General features: G+C 40.1%; 10 protein-coding genes. 9 read left to right on the top strand and 1 reads right to left on the bottom strand.

All coding sequences use genetic code 11. From position 1 onward, the window contains the following. Positions 1-70 precede the first annotated feature (70 nt). The 8 genes from QZ379_RS05785 to QZ379_RS05750 all read left to right on the top strand — a co-directional run bounded on the left by QZ379_RS05785 (position 71) and on the right by QZ379_RS05750 (position 13,945). Positions 71-1,159, top strand: a complete 1,089-nt coding sequence (locus QZ379_RS05785; protein ID WP_366933572.1) for a family 43 glycosylhydrolase — start codon at positions 71-73, stop codon at positions 1,157-1,159. A gap of 13 nt (positions 1,160-1,172) precedes the next feature. Beyond that, positions 1,173-2,840: an arylsulfatase gene (locus QZ379_RS05780; RefSeq protein ID WP_291560642.1), complete on the top strand. Its 1,668-nt coding sequence runs from the start codon at positions 1,173-1,175 to the stop codon at positions 2,838-2,840. Positions 2,841-2,860: 20 nt separating this feature from the next. Then, positions 2,861-5,071 (top strand): glycoside hydrolase family 2 protein, encoded by a 2,211-nt coding sequence (locus tag QZ379_RS05775; RefSeq protein ID WP_291560629.1) that lies wholly within the window; start codon positions 2,861-2,863, stop codon positions 5,069-5,071. A 126-nt stretch (positions 5,072-5,197) separates the two neighbouring features. After that, positions 5,198-6,319, top strand: a complete 1,122-nt coding sequence (locus QZ379_RS05770) for a PTS cellobiose transporter subunit IIC (RefSeq protein WP_291560617.1) — start codon at positions 5,198-5,200, stop codon at positions 6,317-6,319. A 4-nt stretch (positions 6,320-6,323) separates the two neighbouring features. After that, entirely contained in the window at positions 6,324-7,736 is a 1,413-nt protein-coding gene (locus QZ379_RS05765) for a DUF1553 domain-containing protein (protein ID WP_291560606.1), read from the top strand. A gap of 13 nt (positions 7,737-7,749) precedes the next feature. Beyond that, complete coding sequence (locus QZ379_RS05760; protein WP_291560599.1) at positions 7,750-9,006, top strand: DUF1501 domain-containing protein; 1,257 nt, start codon at positions 7,750-7,752, stop codon at positions 9,004-9,006. 4 nt (positions 9,007-9,010) lie between these two features. Further along, positions 9,011-11,101, top strand: a complete 2,091-nt coding sequence (locus QZ379_RS05755; protein WP_291560593.1) for a hypothetical protein — start codon at positions 9,011-9,013, stop codon at positions 11,099-11,101. Between the two features lie 18 nt (positions 11,102-11,119). After that, positions 11,120-13,945, top strand: coding sequence for an outer membrane beta-barrel protein (locus QZ379_RS05750; protein WP_291560585.1), 2,826 nt, complete (start codon positions 11,120-11,122; stop codon positions 13,943-13,945). Here the strand turns inward: QZ379_RS05750 and QZ379_RS05745 are convergent. After that, on the bottom strand, positions 13,920-14,363 hold the full coding sequence (locus QZ379_RS05745) for a hypothetical protein (RefSeq protein WP_291560572.1): 444 nt from the start codon (positions 14,361-14,363) through the stop codon (positions 13,920-13,922). The two genes, QZ379_RS05750 and QZ379_RS05745, sit on opposite strands and share 26 nt — an antisense overlap. A gap of 166 nt (positions 14,364-14,529) precedes the next feature. Between QZ379_RS05745 and QZ379_RS05740 the strand changes: the two genes are divergently transcribed. After that, entirely contained in the window at positions 14,530-20,109 is a 5,580-nt protein-coding gene (locus QZ379_RS05740; RefSeq protein WP_291560558.1) for an alpha-2-macroglobulin family protein, read from the top strand. The last annotated feature ends 297 nt before the right edge of the window (positions 20,110-20,406 follow it).

The raw sequence follows: 20,406 nt of genomic DNA, 5'->3' as shown, positions 1-20,406 counted from the left end.
TTATCATTTTACCAAATAAACAAATTACATTATGAATTACAAATCGTTATTTATAGGTGTTATTGCCTTTATGGGAGTTGCGGCCTCATGTAATGCCGGGGAGAAAGGAAAATACGGTAATGCGGATACCAATAATAAGGAATTAAGGGTTCCAAAATCTGTAAAACCTGCGTTCGATTATTGGATGCGTGACACATGGGTGACATTAGGTCCGGACGGATATTATTACATGACAGGTACTACATCCGATCCGAACAGAAAATTCGTAGGGCAGATACATTGTTGGGACTGGAACGACGGATTATATCTGTGGCGTTCGAAAGATATGAAGAATTGGGAAAGCAGAGGATTGATATGGTCGATGGAAAAGGACGGTACTTGGCAGAAAAATCCCAAAGTATACAAGGAAGGGGAAAAGTATGCCAGGAAATCTCTTAATGGTGATCCGTTGGACAATAAATTCCATGCAGTATGGGCTCCAGAAATGCATTATATCAAAAGTGCAAAAAACTGGTTCATAGTAGCCTGTATGAATGAATCAGATGGTGGACGTGGTTCGTTTGTGCTTCGCAGTACAACAGGAAAGCCTGAAGGACCATATGTGAATATAGAGGGAAATAAAGACAAAGCTTTATATCCTAATATTGACGGTAGTCTGTTTGAAGATACTGACGGAACTGTTTACTTTGTAGGTCATAATCATTATATAGCGAAGATGAAGCCTGATATGAGCGATATAGCAGAGGATTTTGTAAAAATGAAGGAATCGTCATACGATCCAGAACCTTATATTGAAGGCGCATTTATATTTAAATATGAAGGTAAATATCATCTTGTACAGGCTATATGGGCACACAGAACTAAAGAAGGTGATACTTATGTGGAGCAAAAAGGTGTGACAAACAAGAATATAAGATATAGCTATGACTGCGTGATTGCTACAGCTGACAATGTGTATGGACCGTATAGTAAAAGATATACAGCTATCATTGGCGGTGGACATAACAATCTGTTCCAGGACAAGGATGGTAACTGGTGGGCTACAATGTTCTTCAATCCACGCGGTGCCCAGGCTGCAGAATATAAGGTAACATGTCGTCCTGGATTGATACCAATGGTATATGCAGACGGAAAATTCAAACCGGAACACAACAAATAATAATTATATTATTATGAAAAGAAATTTATTGATTGCGGGGGGACTGGCTTTTGCCGGTATGCTCGCAGCAGAAGAAAAGCCTAATATTATTGTAATATTGGCTGACGATCTTGGTTTTTCAGACTTAGGATGTTATGGAGGAGAAATTAATACTCCTATATTGGACAAGATGGCTCAGGAAGGTTTGAGAATGACACAGATGTATAATAGTGCGAGAAGCTGTCCTTCGCGTGCCAATCTGCTCACCGGACTTTATCCACATCAGACAGGTTTGGGACACATGGATGCTTTCAGACCTGCATGGCCGAAGGGATATTCAGGATTCCGTTCAAATTCGGACAATGTCACTATTGCCGAGGTGCTGAAAGATGCCGGATATTTTACAGCTATGGCAGGTAAGCTTCATTTGGGTAAGAGGACAAATCCTATAGCAAGAGGCTTTCAGGAATATTATGGCCTTTTGGGTGGATTTGATTCTATGTGGAATCCTGACGTTTATACACGTTTGCCAAAAGACAGAACACCAAGAAAGTATGCTGAAGGCGAGTTCTATGCAACAAATGTAATTACAGATTATGCCATAGACTTTATCAATCAGGCTAACGAAGAAAACAAACCTTTGTTCCTGTACTTGGCTTACAATGCTCCTCATTTCCCGCTACATGCTCCGAAAGAAGTAATAGACAAATATGTAGACACCTATATGCAGGGATGGGACAAAATCAGAGATCAGAGATGGAAGAGAATTGTTGAACTTGGACTGCTTCAAGGTAAACCTAAGTTGAGTCCGAGAGGGGTAGTACCTGAGAGTTTGTTTATGGATGAAACTTATGATTTGCCAGCATGGGACTCATTGACTAAAGAACAACAGACAGATCTTGCTCATCGTATGGCTATTTTTGCTGCTATGGTGGATATTATGGACAAGAATATAGGTCGTGTGATGGATACATTGAAGAAGAATGGTGAGTTGGATAATACATTCATCATTTTTATGTCTGATAATGGAGCTTGTGCAGAATGGCATGAGTTTGGCTTTGATGGTAAGACCGGTACTGAATACATTACTCATACTGGTGCCGACCTTGAGAAAATGGGTGGTCCGGAGTCTTACATTCATTATGGTACAGGTTGGGCAAATGTAGGATGTACTCCATTTACCCTATATAAGCATTTTTCTCACGAAGGGGGTATTTCCACTCCATGTATAATCCGTTGGGGGAACCATGTAAAGAATAAGGGCGGTATAGATTATCAGCCGGCCCAGTTCTCGGATATCATGTCGACCTGTTGTGAACTTGCCGGGACTACATATCCTAAGGAATATAAAGGAAGAAAGATTACTCCAACTCCGGGTATGTCTATTCTTCCTATAGTCGAGGGTAAGAAAATGCCGGAACGTTATATCTATAACGAGCATGAAGGAAACCGTATGATTAGAAAAGGTGACTGGAAACTCGTATCTGCTAATTGCAGGGGTGACGAATGGGAACTTTACAATATAAAGGAAGATCGTACGGAACAGAATAATCTGATAAAGAAATATCCTAAGAAGGCTGCAGAACTCGAAAAGGCATATTTCGAATGGGCAGACAGAAGTGATGTGCTTTATTTCCCTAAGGTATGGAATACGTATAATAAGACAAGGCAAAAAGATTTTAAAGTTTATAAGGACAGGTAATGATGAAAAACATAAAGAAAATGAAGAGTAGTTTATTAGTTTTAGGTTTGTGTGTTGCTTTACATGTTAATGCAGCAGAAACAGAATGGTCTCCTAAGGGGGATAAAATAAAAACAGAATGGGCAGACAAATTGACACCGGATAATGTCTGGCAGTCATATCCGCGTCCACAACTTACACGTGCTGAATGGATGAATCTGAATGGATTGTGGAACTATTCAGTAACGGGCCATGATGTAAAAAAGAAAAGTGTGGAATACAGTGGTCAGATATTGGTTCCGTTTGCTATAGAATCTTCTTTGTCAGGAGTAATGAAAAGTTTTCTTCCTACGGACAAACTTTGGTATAAAAGAAACTTTTCTATTGATGATAAATGGAAAAATAAGGATATAATTCTTCATTTTGGTGCAGTAGACTACGAATGTCAGGTGTGGATGAATAATAAACTTGTCGGCTCCCATAAAGGAGGAAACAACCCATTCAGTTTTAATATTACAAAATATTTGAAACGTAATGGAGAGCAGACTGTGGAGGTGTCTGTAGTAGACCCTACTGATACAGAATCTATTTCAAGAGGAAAGCAGCAATTAGACCAAAAAGGAATTTGGTACACACCTGTATCAGGTATATGGCAAACAGTGTGGATTGAAGCTGTGAATAAAACTTGTATTAAGAAGGTTCTTCCTATGGCTGATATATATAAGAAATCGGTAAAGTTGTCTTTCGATGTAGAGAATTCTAATGGTAAAGAGGATATCACAGTAGATTTATTGGATAACGGAAAAGTTGTTAAAACAGTAAAGGGTAAATCAGGTGATGCTATGGAAATACCTGTTCCGAATGCCGTTTTATGGACACCTTCTTCTCCTAAACTTTATCATATAAATATAAGTATGAGTAAAGGCGGAAAAGAAATAGACCGTGTATCGAGTTATTTTACATTGAGAAAGGTAGATATAAAAAAAGATGATTGTGGATACAAGCGTATTTGTCTGAATGATAAGCCGGTTTTCCAGATGGGAACTTTGGATCAAGGTTGGTGGCCTGATGGTTTGCTCACTCCTCCATCAGAGGAAGCTATGCTTTATGATATGGTTCAGCTTAAAAAGATGGGTTTTAATACTATTCGTAAGCATATAAAAGTAGAACCAGAACAATATTATTATTATGCAGACTCTTTAGGGATGATGATGTGGCAGGATATGGTTTCCGGATTTGCAACTTCAAGGGAGAATGTAGAACATGTTAAACCTGATGCAAAAGAAGATTGGAATGCTCCGGCTGAACATTCGGCTCAATGGCAGGCTGAAATGTTTGATATGATAGACAGATTGAAATTCTACTCTTGTATTACTACATGGGTTGTGTTCAATGAAGGTTGGGGGCAGCATAACACTAAAGAGATTGTAGAAAAGGTTATGGATTATGACAAGTCTCGCATAATTGACGGTGTAACAGGTTGGACAGACAGAGGGGTTGGTCATATGTATGATGTGCATAACTATCCGGTATCTTCAATGGTTTTACCGGAAAATAATGGGAACCGTATTTCTGTATTAGGTGAATTTGGTGGTTATGGATGGGCTATTGATGGTCATCTTTGGGATACTTCTAAACGAAATTGGGGCTATAAGAACATAGATGGGGCTATGGCTTTGATTGATAATTATGGAAGATTAATGTTTGATGTGGAATCTCTTATTTCACAAGGATTGGCAGCTGCAATATATACTCAGACCACTGATGTGGAAGGAGAGGTTAACGGACTTATGACGTATGACAGGAAGATAACAAAAATACCTGTTTCTCTGTTGCATGCTATGCATAGTAAATTGTATAAAGTCAATTCTTCCAAGCCGGAAATTCTTATTGTTGATGGACAAAATGGAAAGAAACATAAAGCTGTCATTTCTATAGATGGAGCAGAAAAGCAAGAAGTCTCTTTGCCATTTCGTATAGAAAAGAAAGGGGTAAAAGTTTGTTCGGAAACAGATTTTGAATCTGACAAAAAATACGAAAATCTTTCATTGTGGTTAAATGTGGCCGGTGATGTAAAAGTTTGGCTTAACGGAGTTGAAGTTTTCAACCAAAATGTAGTTCAAACAAGACATTATAACCAGTTTAATTTGAGTGATTATGCTGATTATCTGAAACTCGGTAAGAACAATCTAAAGATTGAGATTAAAGCAAATAAAAAAATGAAATTCGACTATGGGCTAAGAGCGTTCTAATTAGGGTTAGATTATAATTTTCAGAAAGAGTATAAAAGTTGGGATTTTTCTTGACTTTATACTCTTTTCTTTTTAAACCTTTTCCGAGTTTATCAGTCTAATAGCTATAAATAAATGTTTATAACTATGGAACTTAGAATCTATAATTCGACAATAATTTCGGACAATGATTATGAGAGGAATATCAGAAAACTGCTTAATGGTATACCTTTAAACAAGATATGTGGGATTGTATTTTTCGGCTTAAATGAAACTGAAAAATATCATGAAGTGCTTAATACAGTCAAACAGGCTGTTTACGGTTTGTTGGGTAGGAAAGTCCCTGTTACGCTTGTGCCTCAATATACTTTGCCTAATGGAGGACTTTCGGCTGAGGTATATATAATGGAAAGTGAAAATACAGACCTATGTGTGGATGAAATGAATGGGGTGTGTTATATGATGATGGATTGTGATGAGTATTCACTGTTGTTTTCTGAAGGTATTCCTTCTACAGATTTTTCAGAAAAAGTTTTATCCCAAAGTAATGAGGTTTTGGGTAGATTGGATTATTTGCTGTCTTATAATGGCTTTTGTACCGGTGATATAGTCAGACAATGGAACTATGTGGGAAACATAACGAAGCATAGGGACGGGAAACAGAATTATCAGGAATTCAATGATGCACGTACGGCATATTATTCAAATTCTAAATGGGAGAACGGATATCCTGCCGCTACAGGAATAGGGGCTTCATTTGATGGAGTGATAGTTGGATGTATTGCTGTAAAATATAAAAAACAAAATCATAAAGGGGTATATCCGATAGATAACCCATTGCAGATAGCCGCTCATGAGTATTCAAAGAATGTACTTATTGATAATAGTAGGGATGCGGTAAAGAGTACTCCTAAATTTGAACGGGCGAAACTTGTTGAAATAGATAATGGTGCGTGTTGCTTTGTTTCGGGAACTGCTGCCATAAGAGGTGAGGAAAGTATGGATGAAAGTTCGGCGAGATTGCAGACGATACAAACAATTGAAAACATAAACTATCTGATATCTAAAGAAAACCTGATTAGATTCGGATGTAAGGCTTATGATTTGAAGTTATGTAACCTTCGTGTATATGTCAAGAATGAAAAGGATTATGATGAAATAAAATCTGTAGTAGATGATGCATATCCCGGTGTTCCTGTTGTTTATACTGTTGCTGATGTATGCAGAGGGGAATTGTTGGTTGAAATTGAAGGTATATTAATATCGTGATATTATGAGAAATATTTTGTTTTTGTTAATCTGTGTATTGCTTCATGCGGTACAGGTTAAAGCCTCAAAACAGTGTAGTGATGAGGTGTTCTTAAGAAGGGCATATCTTACTGTCACAGGCTCTTTACCTTCTCCTCAAAAGTGTCTGAAGTTTATTAATGACAGTAATCCCGGCAAGCGTGAAGCTTTGGTTGATGAATTGCTTGACAGCGAACTTTATCTTAAATATATGCAGATGCACTGGGGGGATATATTGCGTATTAAATCAGAGTTTCCAAGTAACTTGTGGCCTAATGGGGTACAGGCTTATAACAGATGGATATATGAGCAATTGCTCCACAATGTTCCTTATAACAGGATGATTAGCAATTTATTGCTTTCGGAAGGCAGTAATTTCAGAGCACCGGCTGTGAACTTTTACAGAGGATTCCAGAAAAGAACTCCAGAGAATTTTTATAACAATATAAACCTGTTGTTTCTCGGAGACAGAAAATGTACTGATAACGGATATTTGTGCTTTTCGCAGGTGAAATTCAAGTCAACGAAAGAGTGGAAGGAAGAAATCATATATATTGATATACACAGAGAAGTGCCTGAGGAGAGAATTGTATTGAGTGACGGAACTGTGCTTACTCCGCGTACTGATACCGACTGGAGAAAGGAATATGTTTCATGGCTTACATCTTCCGGAAACAGAAGGTTTGCCGAGGTTATGGTAAATAGAATGTGGTATTGGGTATTTGGCAAAGGTATAGTAGATGAACCTGACGATTGGAGAAAGGACAATAAACCTTCCAATCCTAAATTACTGAAACAACTGACAGATTATTTTGTGAAGAATGATTTTGATATGAAGAAGTTGTTGAAAAAAATTATTTTGTCAGATGCCTTTAATTCAGAAATGTATCCCAAAGGCGACTATGTTTCCCAAAGACTTCCGGCTGAAGTTATAGTGGATGCTTTGGCATCAGTTACGGGAATATGGAATACATACCACAGTCGTGTGCCTGAACCTTTCACTTTCTATCCTCCAAAAACCAGGGCTGTACATTTGGGTGATGCTACAGTTTCTTCTACAGAATTGGAGCTTTTCGGAAAAGTGTCCAGAGATGTTTCTTTGGAAAGTCAGAGAAATAATTCTATTACTTCAAGGCAGTTGCTGTATCTGATGAATTCATCAGAGCTTGAACAGCGTATAAGGAAAAGCCCTAATCTCGCAAAGATTTGTAAACAGAATAAGAACGTGCCGCAGTTGGCAAATGCCATTACATTACTGGTACTTTCCAGAAAAGCAACTCCTGATGAAATAGGATTATACAGGAGTTATATGCAACAGAACAAATTGCCATTGAAGGAGTTGGCCGTGGACATAATGTGGATGCAGATAAACAGCAATGAGTTTCTTTATAATCATTAATTAGAATATTGTTATGAAAACCATATATGTGATTTTGAGTTTATTGTTTACAGGAATGTCAGGAATTGCAGCACAGAGGGCAAAATCCGTGATATTGGTATATCTTGACGGAGGACCGGCACAGACTGATACGTTCGATCCTAAACCAAATACATCGAGGGATTATTTCGGGAATTTCAAGGGGGTAATAGATACTAATGTTGAGGGTATTCAGATAGGTGAAAAACTGCCTTTGCTTGCAGGTATAGCTGACAAGTATTCTCTTGTAAGAAGTCTGACTCATGGTGTAAATGCTCACGAAACAGGACATTATTCTATGATAACAGGTGACTTGTCGGGTGGTTCTGTAGTATATCCTTCTTATGGTTCTGTGATTTCATATATGAAAAAAGATTCATACAAAGGGATATTGCCAAGCTATATTTCCGTGACAAGTGCTAACAGCCGTTTCAATGAAGGAGGATTTTTAGGAAACGAATATAAGTCCTTTGATACAGGAGGTCAACCTGAAAAAGCCCAATACGAGGTAGAGGGTATAATGAACAAGTTTGTTGACAAGGATAGAATGGATAAAAGGATGTCTTTGCTTGGTGAGTTTGAAAAACTGCCTATGGATAAGGATTTGATAGATTCTTTGAGAAATGTAAACATGAATTTCATATGGGGTGAGAGCAGGGAAATATTCAATCTGTCCAATGAACCGGATTCTGTAAGAGAACGTTACGGAAAAACGAGGCTTGGACAGTCTTGTCTTGTGGCAAGGAGATTGGTTGAGGCCGGTGTTCCGTTCGTAAATGTCCGTACTACAGGGTGGGACACACATAAGAAGCACTTTCAGTTTATGAATACCATGTTGCCGGATTTGGATAAAGCCTTGTCCGCCTTGCTGATAGATTTGGACCAAAGAGGTCTTTTAGACAGTACCATTGTGCTATGCGGAGGAGAGTTCGGACGTACTCCGAGAGTGATGTGGGAAGCTCCATGGAATGGCGGACGTGCACATTTCGGAGCGGCTTTCAGTTATTTGGTTGCCGGTGGAGGATTCAAGGGTGGCAAGGTCGTGGGTAAAACAGATAAGACGGGAGAGAATGTAGCGGAACGTCCGGTATATCCTTGCGATTTGATAGGAACAGTATATCTTCTTATGGGTATAGACCCTTATGGAAAGTTGCCTCATGTTTCGGAAGGCGATTTGCCTATCCTTCCTTCTTTATTGGACAAAAAGCAGAGCAATGGATTGTTGTATGAGATTATAGATGTAAAAAAATAATACTATGAATACTAAAAAGATTATATTAGGTATATTCTCCATTTTTACGGTTTCATTTCTTTCTGCGCAGAAACTTACTATGGGATATCTGTTTCCGGCAGGGGGCGAAAGCGGTAGTACCGTAGAAATAGAGGCCGGAGGTCTTAATCTTAATAAGGCTACCAAAGTGGTGTTCAATCATCAGGGTATAAAAGGTGAACTAATGCCTTTTGAAGAAAGTAAATCTGAAACAAAGAAACGCAAGAGGCTTAATGACCAGAGTAGTCCACAGCTTGCCGACAGGGTACGGATAAGAATATGTATAGCTCCTGATGTTCCTTGCGGATTATATGATTTACGCTTGCAGTCGCCACAAGGCGTTTCCAATATGTTACCTTTTGAGGTCGCTTCGTATCCTAATTTCCCGGAAAGCGGAAAGTCAACGTCTGATAATCCGGACGTTATAGATAAACTGCCGGTAGTATTATGTGGTCAGGCTACTCCCGGAGGTATTGACTATTTCAGATTTACAGGGCATAAGGGAGATGTTATGGTAGCATCAGTCAAGGGACGTTCGCTCGTTCCGTATATTGCTGATGCCGTTCCCGGCTGGTTCCAGCCTGTAATAAAAATTGTAGATTCAAAAGGACGTGAAGTAGCCTATTCTGATGATTATCTGTATAATGTCGATCCGCTTATAATAACTGAGCTGCAGAAGGATGATGAATATACCATAATGATTCATGATGCTATTTACAGAGGACGACAGGATTTCAATTACAGAATCCAGCTCGGTGTGATACCTTTCGTTACCGGACGTTATCCGGCCTATGGAATTGCCGGTAAAAAAATGAAACAGAAAATTGTCGGGGCAAATCTAGATGCACTGACGGAAACTGTTACTGTAAAGCATGAGGGTTATAACAAACTTACTTATACAGCCAAAAACGGTACTTCAAATGCAGTGTCTTTTTATGCCGTGCCGAAAGGTCTGAATTTTATCCAATATCCTGATAAAGAGGTTTTGCTGAATATGAATTCTGCAGTAGCGGATTCACTTACATCTAAGGACAAGATAAAAAAGTACAGGATAGTGGTACGTAAGAAACAGCCGGTTATTGTTGAACTTATAGGAAGGCGTAATGGTTCAAGAATAGATGCAGTTATGAGGTTGATTGATGAGGCGGAAAAAGTGGTTGCCAAAGTCGATGATACTGAAGATCCCGTTCAGGGACTTATGACTTTCCATGCAGATCCTGTACTTAATTATGTTCCGAAAGAATCCGGAGAAATGATTTTAGAGGTAGAAGATTTACATAGAGGCTATGGGATGGATTATCATTATTTGCTGAGAAGACACAAACAAATGCCTTCGTTTAATGCCTTTGTATCACCGGCCAATATATCTGTGCCTTCAGGTGGAGCATCTTCATTCCATATAGACATAAGCGGGAAATTGAAAAGACCGGCCGGTTTGGTGGTTGAGGGGCTGCCGGAAGGATTTACTACCAGCAGTATGGAGTTACAGGGAGGCAAAGGATGGGATGTTTCTATAACTTCACCGCATGGTGCGGACACGGGCCGTTTCCCTATAGAACTGAAATTGAAATATCCGTCTAAGGATGGAAACGGTTACAGCGATGTTCTTCCTGTTGACAATATGATGCAGGCTTTTTATTATACGCATCACATACAGGCAGCAGAATTGTCAGTCGAGGTATCGGAACCTTCGCCTTACAGTATGGGGTTGTCTATGAATGATGAGGAGGAAGTTTATATTTCTTTGACAGATACCGTTATTCCTGTAAAGATTTCATTGCATAAGGATGTAAATTTCAAAGATACGATAGGTCTGGAATTAGGCAAGAAAAATAAGATTTTTACACTTGATCCGGTTTCAGTGTTGCCTGAAGAAACAGAAAAGACTGTATATATAAAATTGGATAAAGCTTCTTTATCTAAATTTGCGGGTAAGAAATTTATGCCTTTATGGCAGATGAATATAATAGGAACGGTAAAGGGAGAAATTGTGAAACAGGGAAAGCGTACTTTCCAGAATGCCAAATACCGTGAAATGACTCCTTTCTTCCTTATAAAGATTAAAAAGGAAGAATAGAACGCTATGCTGTAAGATATGAAAAGGTTTTTGTGTGTTTCGCTTATAACAATACTAAGTCAGTTGTTTGTCTTTTCCCAAGGGATAGTCATCAGTGGTAAACTGATTGATTCTGTTTCGGGAGAGGCTGTCGAGTATGGAACAGTCCGGCTTTTAAGTTTGCCGGACTCTGTACTTGTGGTTGGAGGTGTAAGTTCGTCCGATGGTGCATTTAAGTTACAATCGTCATCAAGAGGAAATTTATTGCTTAAAATCTCGTGTATTGGATATAAAACACACGACATACCTCTTCAGTACGACCGTACATCTGCTTATAATTCGGAGTTGGGAATTATAAAATTGGTTTCTGATGCCATTATGCTCGATGAGGCTGTTGTCACAGCAGAAGCTCCTCCTGTCAAGGTTGATGAGGATACAGTGGCATATAACGCTTCGGCATATAAGGTGTCAGAGGGTGCTGTACTTGAAGAACTTATTGAAAAATTGCCGGGAGCTGAAGTGGATGATGATGGAAAAGTAAAGATTAACGGTCGTGAACTGAAGAAGATTATGGTTGACGGAAAAGAGTTTTTCGGCGGTGACCTGAAAACCGGACTTCAGAACCTTCCTGTAGAACTTATCGACCAGCTTAAGACATACAGCAAGGAATCGGATATGGAGAGAATGACCGGTATAGACGATGGCGATGATGAGGTGGTGCTCGATATCAAATTCAAGAAAGGTAAGAACAAGGGATGGTTTGGAAATCTTGATGCTGCAGGCGGAACACATGAACGGTATTCGTCTAAGGTTATGCTTAATAGGTTTGTTGAGGATACGCAACATTCCGTTATAGGCTCTGCAAACAATGTTGGCGACAGGAATTTCTCCAACAGTTCGCGTGCCAACTGGAAACAGAATAACGGTCTGATATCTGCATATAGCGCAGGGTACAATATGGCAATAAAGAATGAGAAACTCGAAATAGGAGGCAGTGTGCAGTGGAATGGAAGCGACAAGGATGTGCGTGGAATAAACTCCACGGAGAGGTTTTATTCTTCAAAAAGCACTTTCTCTAATGCCAATAATATCAATAAAAGCGGCTCCGGAAATATCAAGACCGAGTGGCGTCTGGAGTGGAAACCTGACCGGCTGACGACAATACTTTTCAGACCTGTATTTTCATATTCGTCTGATGATAATCTTCAGAGTAATGTTTCAGGGAGTTTCAATGCTGACCCTAATTCCGTGGTCGATAATCCCGATAACTATCTTTATCCGGCAGAGGATGATGAGATAGAGAAAGCATTAAGGAAAATCCGCATTAATTCATCTACGGTAGATAACTCTTCTGTGACTAAAAGGCTTAACGGTAGCACCTCGCTTACACTGAACAGAAAGATAGGAACCAACGGCCGTAACGTCGGGTTAAGACTTGGTATGGGTATAAACGAGTCGGATAATGACAGATTCCGTGACTCGGAAACCACATATTACCGTATAAAGAATTTTATGGGAGAAGATTCCGTGGCATACCGCCGTCAGTTAATAAATACAGAAACAGAAGGCCGGAATTATAGTGTACAGGCTACATACAGCGAGCCTATAGTTCAGTCTGTGTTTCTGCAGTTCAGCTATCAGTTTCTTTATAAAAACAGTTCCAGTGGAAAATCAACATATGATTTCATAGACTATGACGACTGGTCGCTCAATCAGAAGTTACCTCAAGGTTATGAATCGAGCGTGATTGACAGTCTTGGAAAGGATGCCGACTATAAGTATTTCAATCATGATATATCCATGACTGTACGTGTGGTAAAAAAGAAGTACAGACTGAGCGTGGGAGTAACTATGCAACCACAGAAATCAATTCTTTCTTACCGTCTTGGCGAGGCTTATATGGATACTGCAAGGCATGTGTTTAATTTTGCTCCGAAAATAGATTTCAAGTACCGTTTTTCAAAGGTGAGTCAGTTGCAGTTCAAATATTACGGCAAGAGTTCGCAGCCTGGTATGGAGGCTATGCTTCCTATAGAGGATAACTCCAATCCGCTTAACATACGTGTGGGTAATCCTGGACTTCTGCCTTCGTTCTCGCATAATATACGCTTGGGAATGAATACCTACAATAACGACCATCAGCGTTCTGTCATTATAAATGCCAATGTATCAATTGTTCAGAACAGTATCAGCAACAGCACGATGTATAATGAGGAAACAGGAGGGCGCATCACAATGCCTAAGAATATAAACGGTAATTGGAACGGTAGTCTTTCTGCCGGATTCAATATGGCATTGAGAAACAAGAAGTTCACTATTCATGCCAATACTTCTTTCAGATATAGAAACAGTGTGGGATATATTTATGAAAGTTCTACAAAATCGACAATGAAGAATACTTTGTCGGAAACCGGACTGAATGCCAGACTGAGCGGTGTATTCAGAAACTCGCTTATGGAACTTTCTGCAAACTCGTCTTTCGGATATACATTTGAGAAAAACATGCTTTATCCTGAAAATAATCAGGAACCTTACACATTCTCTTATGGTTGTTCGGCCACGTTCAATCTGCCGTGGAACGTAAGTATTATGTCCGGAATAGTAAACCAGGGACGCAGGGGGTACGACGATGAGTATTTCAACCGCGACGAACTGTTGTGGAATGCCCGTCTTTCAAAATCGTTCTATAAGGGCAGGGCGATATTCAGCATTGAGGCATACGATATGCTTGCCCGTAAAAGCAATATATCGAGGAGTCTGAATTCCAATGTACGCTCCATAACCGAGTATAACGGAGTGAACAGTTATGTCATGGCACATTTCATTTACAGATACAATGTTATGGGCGGTAAGAGAAGAAAGTGATTTCGGGATTAATCTCTTTCAGAACGTCTAACATCTTGTCTCTGTTTTCAGGTGCAAGATATGTTTTCTTTCCGTTTTTCTCTACTATGATAGTGTCGTAAGGGATATTAAGGGTAAATCTCTTCTTTTCTTTCAGAGCTGTAATTCCCTCTATGTCCAATATGTTGATGGATTTATACTTGAACCCTCTTACATTCAGATATTCATCTGTAATGCTATATTCTGTCTGGTATATTCGTATGCATGATGTGAGTGCCATAAAAATGAAACAGGCAATGAACGGAATAAGGTTGTCAACGTTTCTTTCTGACAATAATACCAAAATCAGGCATAATGCTATTGCTGTGACGGAATACATCATGGACATCCAAACGCAACTTTTGGCTTTTTCCGACATTCGTGAACTGAAAGTTTTCATACTATTGTGGTTTTTATATGTTATAAATGGTGTTTTAACAACTGACTGATATTACAAATGTAGGTAAAAAACATGATTTATACATCTTTTAGCATTAAAAATGCAGCAATTACATTTATAAATTGTTTCTTTATATAAAGATATATGTTTAACCAAATCAAAGCATATGAAGAAAAGTTGTTTTTTGATGGGATTGATGCTGATGCTCATCGTTTTTCCCATAACATTAGAAGCACAGAATTATGATAAACAGTGGAAAGAGGTTGAGGCACTTCAGAAAAAAGATCTTCCACGTTTGGTTATAGAGAAATCGGAAAATATATTCTTGCAGGCCGTTGCAGACAGGAACCTGCCGCAGATGATTAAGGCTTTTATGGTCTGTTCGGAATATAAGGTAAGGCTGAGTCCTGATAGCCTTAATGCGCAGAAAGAAATACTGAAGGAGTGGGCTGCGTCAGAAAGTGACGCAGTAGGAAAGGCTGTACTCAACAGTATTATGGCGACGGTCTATGCATCGGAAACACCTCTGAAGGTCGATCCCGTAATATCGTGCTTGCGCTTGTCTTTGCAGGAAAAAGATTTGTTGGCATCACGTTCGGCTGTCTTGTTCTATCCTGTTGTTATCTCAAATGATTTGAGCAAGGAGTATTTTGATGACAATATGTACGATTTTCTTGCCCGTCAGGCTGTGCGTACGTTGCTTTCTGTTCCTGTTAGAGAAAATGAGAAGAAAATCCATAATGAGATACTTGGCATCTATGATTCATTGATAGCCTTGTACTCAGATGCGGAAAGTCCGTATCGCGATAAAAAAGCGGAGGCTTTGACACGTGAGGCAAGGCTTGTCTATCTCTCTGACAACTGTGTGTATCCCAAGGATAAACTGTCTTCGGATGAGGCAATAAAGGAATTTAAGAAGTTGGCCTCTGAGTATCAGGATATTGACGTTTATTGTGATATAACATTAAAACTTGCTCAGAAATACAATCAGCTTCGTGAGAGGGTAGAGGCAATGTCAGAAATCAGAAAAGCTTTGGAATTGTATCCAGAAACAAGATGGACTGAAGACCTTAAGAAATTGGAAAATAATATTCTTGCTCCGTCACTCAGGGTGGAAATACCGTTTGTCTATCCCGGATACAGGACAGACATAAAAGTGTCATATAATAATATCACGAGTGTCACCATTGAAGCATACAGATTGAATTTGCCTCCGACTACTGACAAGTTAGGAAGAAACCGCGACTCGGAACAGATAATAAAGAAATATGGCACACGTGTAGCTGTCAACAATTATACTCTTCCGCCTACAGCTGATTATAAAGTCAGAAATACTCAGCTTAAATATAAACTGCCTGATTCAGGAATTTATATGCTGAAACTGTATTCCAAACAGAAGGAGGATGTGGTATGCTATGAGGTGGTTTATATATCTCCATACCAGTGTGTGATGGTAAATTTGCCTGACAATATGGTGGAGATGGTAGCGCTTGAACGTATGACGGGGCATCCTGTTCCTAAAGCCGAGATAGTTTCATATATAAGACGAGACGGTAAGTATGAGGTAAAAAATATTTATCAGACAGACGTAAATGGTACTGTAGAGATAGCCAGGGATAAAGATAAGTTTGTCTGTTATAGTGTACGGACAAGTGGAAATGATTTTATGAAGCCTGTATCTGTATATTCCGGAGGCTTTTATGCGAATAATGATAATAACGATATTACAAAGCATACGAAAATATTTACAGACCGTTCCATCTATCGTCCGGGGCAGAAGGTTTTTGTGTCCGGAGTGGTATATATGCAGGACGGTGATTCTATCTCTGTGTCTAATGATTCTGAAGTGAATGTCTCACTTCTGGATGCCAATAGAAAGACTGTTGAAAATGTTAAAGTTCAAACCGATGAATTTGGCGTTTACAGTGCGGAGTTTGTTTTAAAACCCAACGCCATGCCGGGTATGTACTCTGTAAAAGCAGGAGAGCAGTATGAAACAATACGTGTAGAGGAGTATAAACGTCCTACTTTCGATGTGGTTTTCAGTAAGATGGAAGATGCATTTTCTTTCGGTGATTCTGTTCGTGCAGATGCAAAGGCTGCAACATTTGCCGGTTCTCCTTTGCGTATGGCCAAGGTGGAATACAAGGTATTGCGCCAGGATATCGAGTGGTTCAGATTCTATAGAAATGAAAAAGAACTTATATCCGGTGAAACCATGACTGACGCTGATGGTAGATTTCATGTTGATTTTCATTTGTTGAAACCGGAATCCGGCAATCTGTCAGCGAATTTTATCTGTAGCAGATTTAGAGTCATGGCGACTGTTACGAGTCTTTCCGGCGAAACGCAGAGTGGGGAATATGTGTTCTCTGTAGGTGGTGAATCACTCAGTTTCAACATTTCAGGCTTGCCTGATAAGTTGGCGAAGGAAAGGATTGGAGATATTAAGTTTGAAGTTTTAAATTACGACGGAATACCGGTAGAAACCAATGTGAGATATGAGATTTACAAGTTGGGTGGTGAGCGTAATACGGTGGGTAAGCCTGTGTTCAGCAGTGAAGTGCAGTCACGTAAGCCTTTTGTACCCTATGCTTTGTCTTCGCTTCCATCCGGCAGTTATCGCCTAAAGGTATCAACTGCGGATAGCAAGGAACGTGAAACTTCACATACTCAGGATTTTGTATTGTTCTCACTGTCCGATTCTGTTCCGCCTTTTGATACTGCATGGTGGTTTTATCAGGACGGAGAATCATTTGCCAATGACGGAAAAGTTGACTTTTATGTAGGTAGCAGTGAGGAAGATGCTTATCTTATGCTTGATGTCTTTACATCCGAAAAAAGGATAGAAAGCAAGAGGATTACTTTCTCTAATTCAATTCGTAAGTTCAGATATAGCTATAAAAAGGAATATGGTGATGGTATTACAGTATGTTTGTCTCTTGTCCGTAATGGTGAATTATACAGGGAAACTATACAACTTGCAAAGCCTGAGCCTGATAAAAAACTGCTCATTGAGTGGAAAACATTCAGGGACAAGTTGGTTCCGGGACAGACTGAAGAATGGAAACTTACTGTCAGAGACAAGTCCGGCAATCCTGTAAAGGCATCAATGCTTGCTTCGGCATATGATGCTTCGCTTGACGAATTCTACCCTCATGGATGGTATTTCAGCACTTATTTCAGAAGAAATTTCATACCTGTTCGTTTTCAGACTATAGCAGGCGATAGAAGACTTAATATGAATGTACCTTATGATTATTATTCGGCAGGGAATGGTATAGACTTCTTCAGAGGAGATGGTTTCACATGCTTTATGCCGTTTTGCTTTAATTATTACGGCACACAGAGAGATATTATGGCTAAGGCTTCAATTCCGGTTGGATTTGCTGCAAGCCGTAATTCGGTGACTCTTAATTATATTGAGCCAGAAGTAGCGGCAGATGAAACTGTGAAAGTTACGGATGGAGCTTCATCTCCGGCGCTTCGTGAAAACTTCTCCGAAACAGCCTTCTATTACCCACGTCTGCATACCGATTCAACAGGAACAGTCACATTGTCGTTCGTTATGCCTGATGCCTTGACGAAATGGAATTTCAATGGTTTCGTTCACACCAAAGATATGGATTACGGCTTGGTGAAAGCTTCGTTCACAACGTCGAAACCGTTTATGGTACAGCCCAATATGCCTCGTTTCGTAAGAGTGGACGATGACTCTTCGTTATCTTCTTCGCTCATTAATATGTCCGATGGAAATATTAGCGGAAAGGTGACAATGACCATATCAAATCCATTCAGCGGTAAGGTGGTATATTCCGTAACAAAAGATTTCAATGTCCGTGAGGGTGAAACAGGTGTCGTTACTTTCAATTATAAGGTAACTGAAGGAATAGACGTATTGGTTTGTACAATAATGGCTGAGGCCGGTGAGTTCAGCGATGGCGAACGTCATTATCTGCCTGTATTGTCGGACAAACAGTTGATAGTTGAGAACATCCCGGTGCAGTTGCGTGGAGATGAATCCAAGACGGTAGATACCGGAAAACTGTTTAATGGCGGAAGTCAGACAGCCACAAACAAAAGACTTACTGTGGAAATGACGGCCAATCCGCAATGGCACGTGATTCAGGCATTGCCTGTACTTGGCACTCCTTCTTCGGATGACGCCATGTCGTGGGCTGCTGCATTGTATGCCAATTCATTGTCTTTGCATATCGTCAAATCAAATCCGAAAATCAAGCAGGTGTTCGATACATGGGTGTTGCAAGGCAAAGGCGATAAAGATTTCTGGTCGGAACTGTCGAAGAATGAGGAACTGAAGAATATCATCATCGAAGAAACTCCATGGCTGGCAGAAGCGGAAGATGAAGCAGCACGGAAGCAGCGCATAGCTTTGCTTTTCGATGTGAACGGAATGAACGACAGACTTTCTGTGGCTGTAACAAATCTGGCGCAACTGCAGTTGGAGGACGGTTCATGGCCGTGGTTCAAGGGTATGTCGTCAAGTCCATATATCACTCTGCAGATAGTGCAGTCATTGGCAAGGCTTAAGAGTTTGGGAATAACATTCGGTTCGCAGATGAACAATGTTTATCTGAAAGCAATCGGATATCTTGCGAAAGTGGCTGCCGAGTGGCATAGCCGCGTGATTAAGAATAAAAACACTTATTGGCCACAGTATATGATAATGCATTATCTGTATGTTTGTGCGATAGATAAGGATGCTGCACGTCAGGCGGATGCAAAGGTCAATTCATATTTTACGGATTATTTCATGGGCAAGTCCGCATCGCTCGATATACAGGATAAATCCGTAATGGCTACGGTGATGGATGCAGCCGGAAAGAAGAATGAGGCAAAGGTGCTGTTGCAGTCAATCATGGAATATATGGTCAGCAATGAAGAAATGGGTTCTTATTTCGATACCTACAAGGCTGGATATTCTTGGTGTAACTATAGAATACCGGCTCATGTATCTGCTATGGAGGCCATAATGCGTTTGGGAGAGAACAAGGAGGCTCTGCTTGATGATATGCGCCTATGGCTGTTGAAGCAGAAGCAGGTACAAGTGTGGGACACTCCGGTATCGTCTGTAAATGCCATATACGCTTTTCTTGCTGATGGAGGAAGCAGGCTCGATTCCACTTCTGTTATGACAGCAAACGTTGGCGGTGAAACAATCACTACTCCGGATGATGCGATAGGTCAGGTCTCAGTATCACTGTGTGGGGATGAGATAAATAATGTAAAGGCTGTAACTGTTTCACGTAAAGGTTCCGGTACGGGATGGGCTTCTGTATATACACAGTGTCTTGAAAGTATGGATAAGGTGAAACTTTATGATGGCGACGGATTGAGGATAGAGCGCAAGTATATGTCCGGTGACAGGGAGATAGACCGTGAATCAGTATTGTCGGTAGGTGATAAGGTTACGGTATCCATTACCGTCAGTGCCGACCGTGATATGGATTTCGTAAGAATAAAGGATGAAAAGCCGGCATGTCTTGAAGCGGCATCGCAACTTTCGTCTTATTCATGGTCAGGCGGACTTGGATACTATCGTGTAAACAAGGATGCGTCAGTGGAGTTTTTTGTTGACAGTATACGCAAAGGTACTTATACTATCACTTATGATGCTTATGTCACTCGCTCCGGAAATTATGTTTCAGGTCCTGCTTCTGTGATTTCGGTCTATGCGTCTCAGTTCGGTTCGCATTCCGAAGGATTTGCTATAACGGTTAGGTAGATTTATGAAAATGCCTGTATATAGAAAGCGGAACACGTGCGTGTTCCACCCGTTACACGTACGTGTTCCGCGCGCGTCACGTACGTGTTCCACGCGTTACACGTACGTGTTCCGCCATGTCTGTTTAGGCGTTTATACTTCTCTTTGTTGTCTTTTTACAATTTCTTTTAAAAAAAGATTGTATCAACTATTGTTTAATTAAAAATAAACCTATATCTTTGCACCGCATTTGAGAAAAACGCCTTCGGGGTGTAGCGCAGTCCGGTTAGCGCACCTGCTTTGGGAGCAGGGGGTCCC

The organism is Bacteroides sp., assembly GCF_019417265.1.
GTDB lineage: Bacteria > Bacteroidota > Bacteroidia > Bacteroidales > Bacteroidaceae > Phocaeicola.
This window is presented reverse-complemented; position numbering and strand designations above follow the sequence as displayed.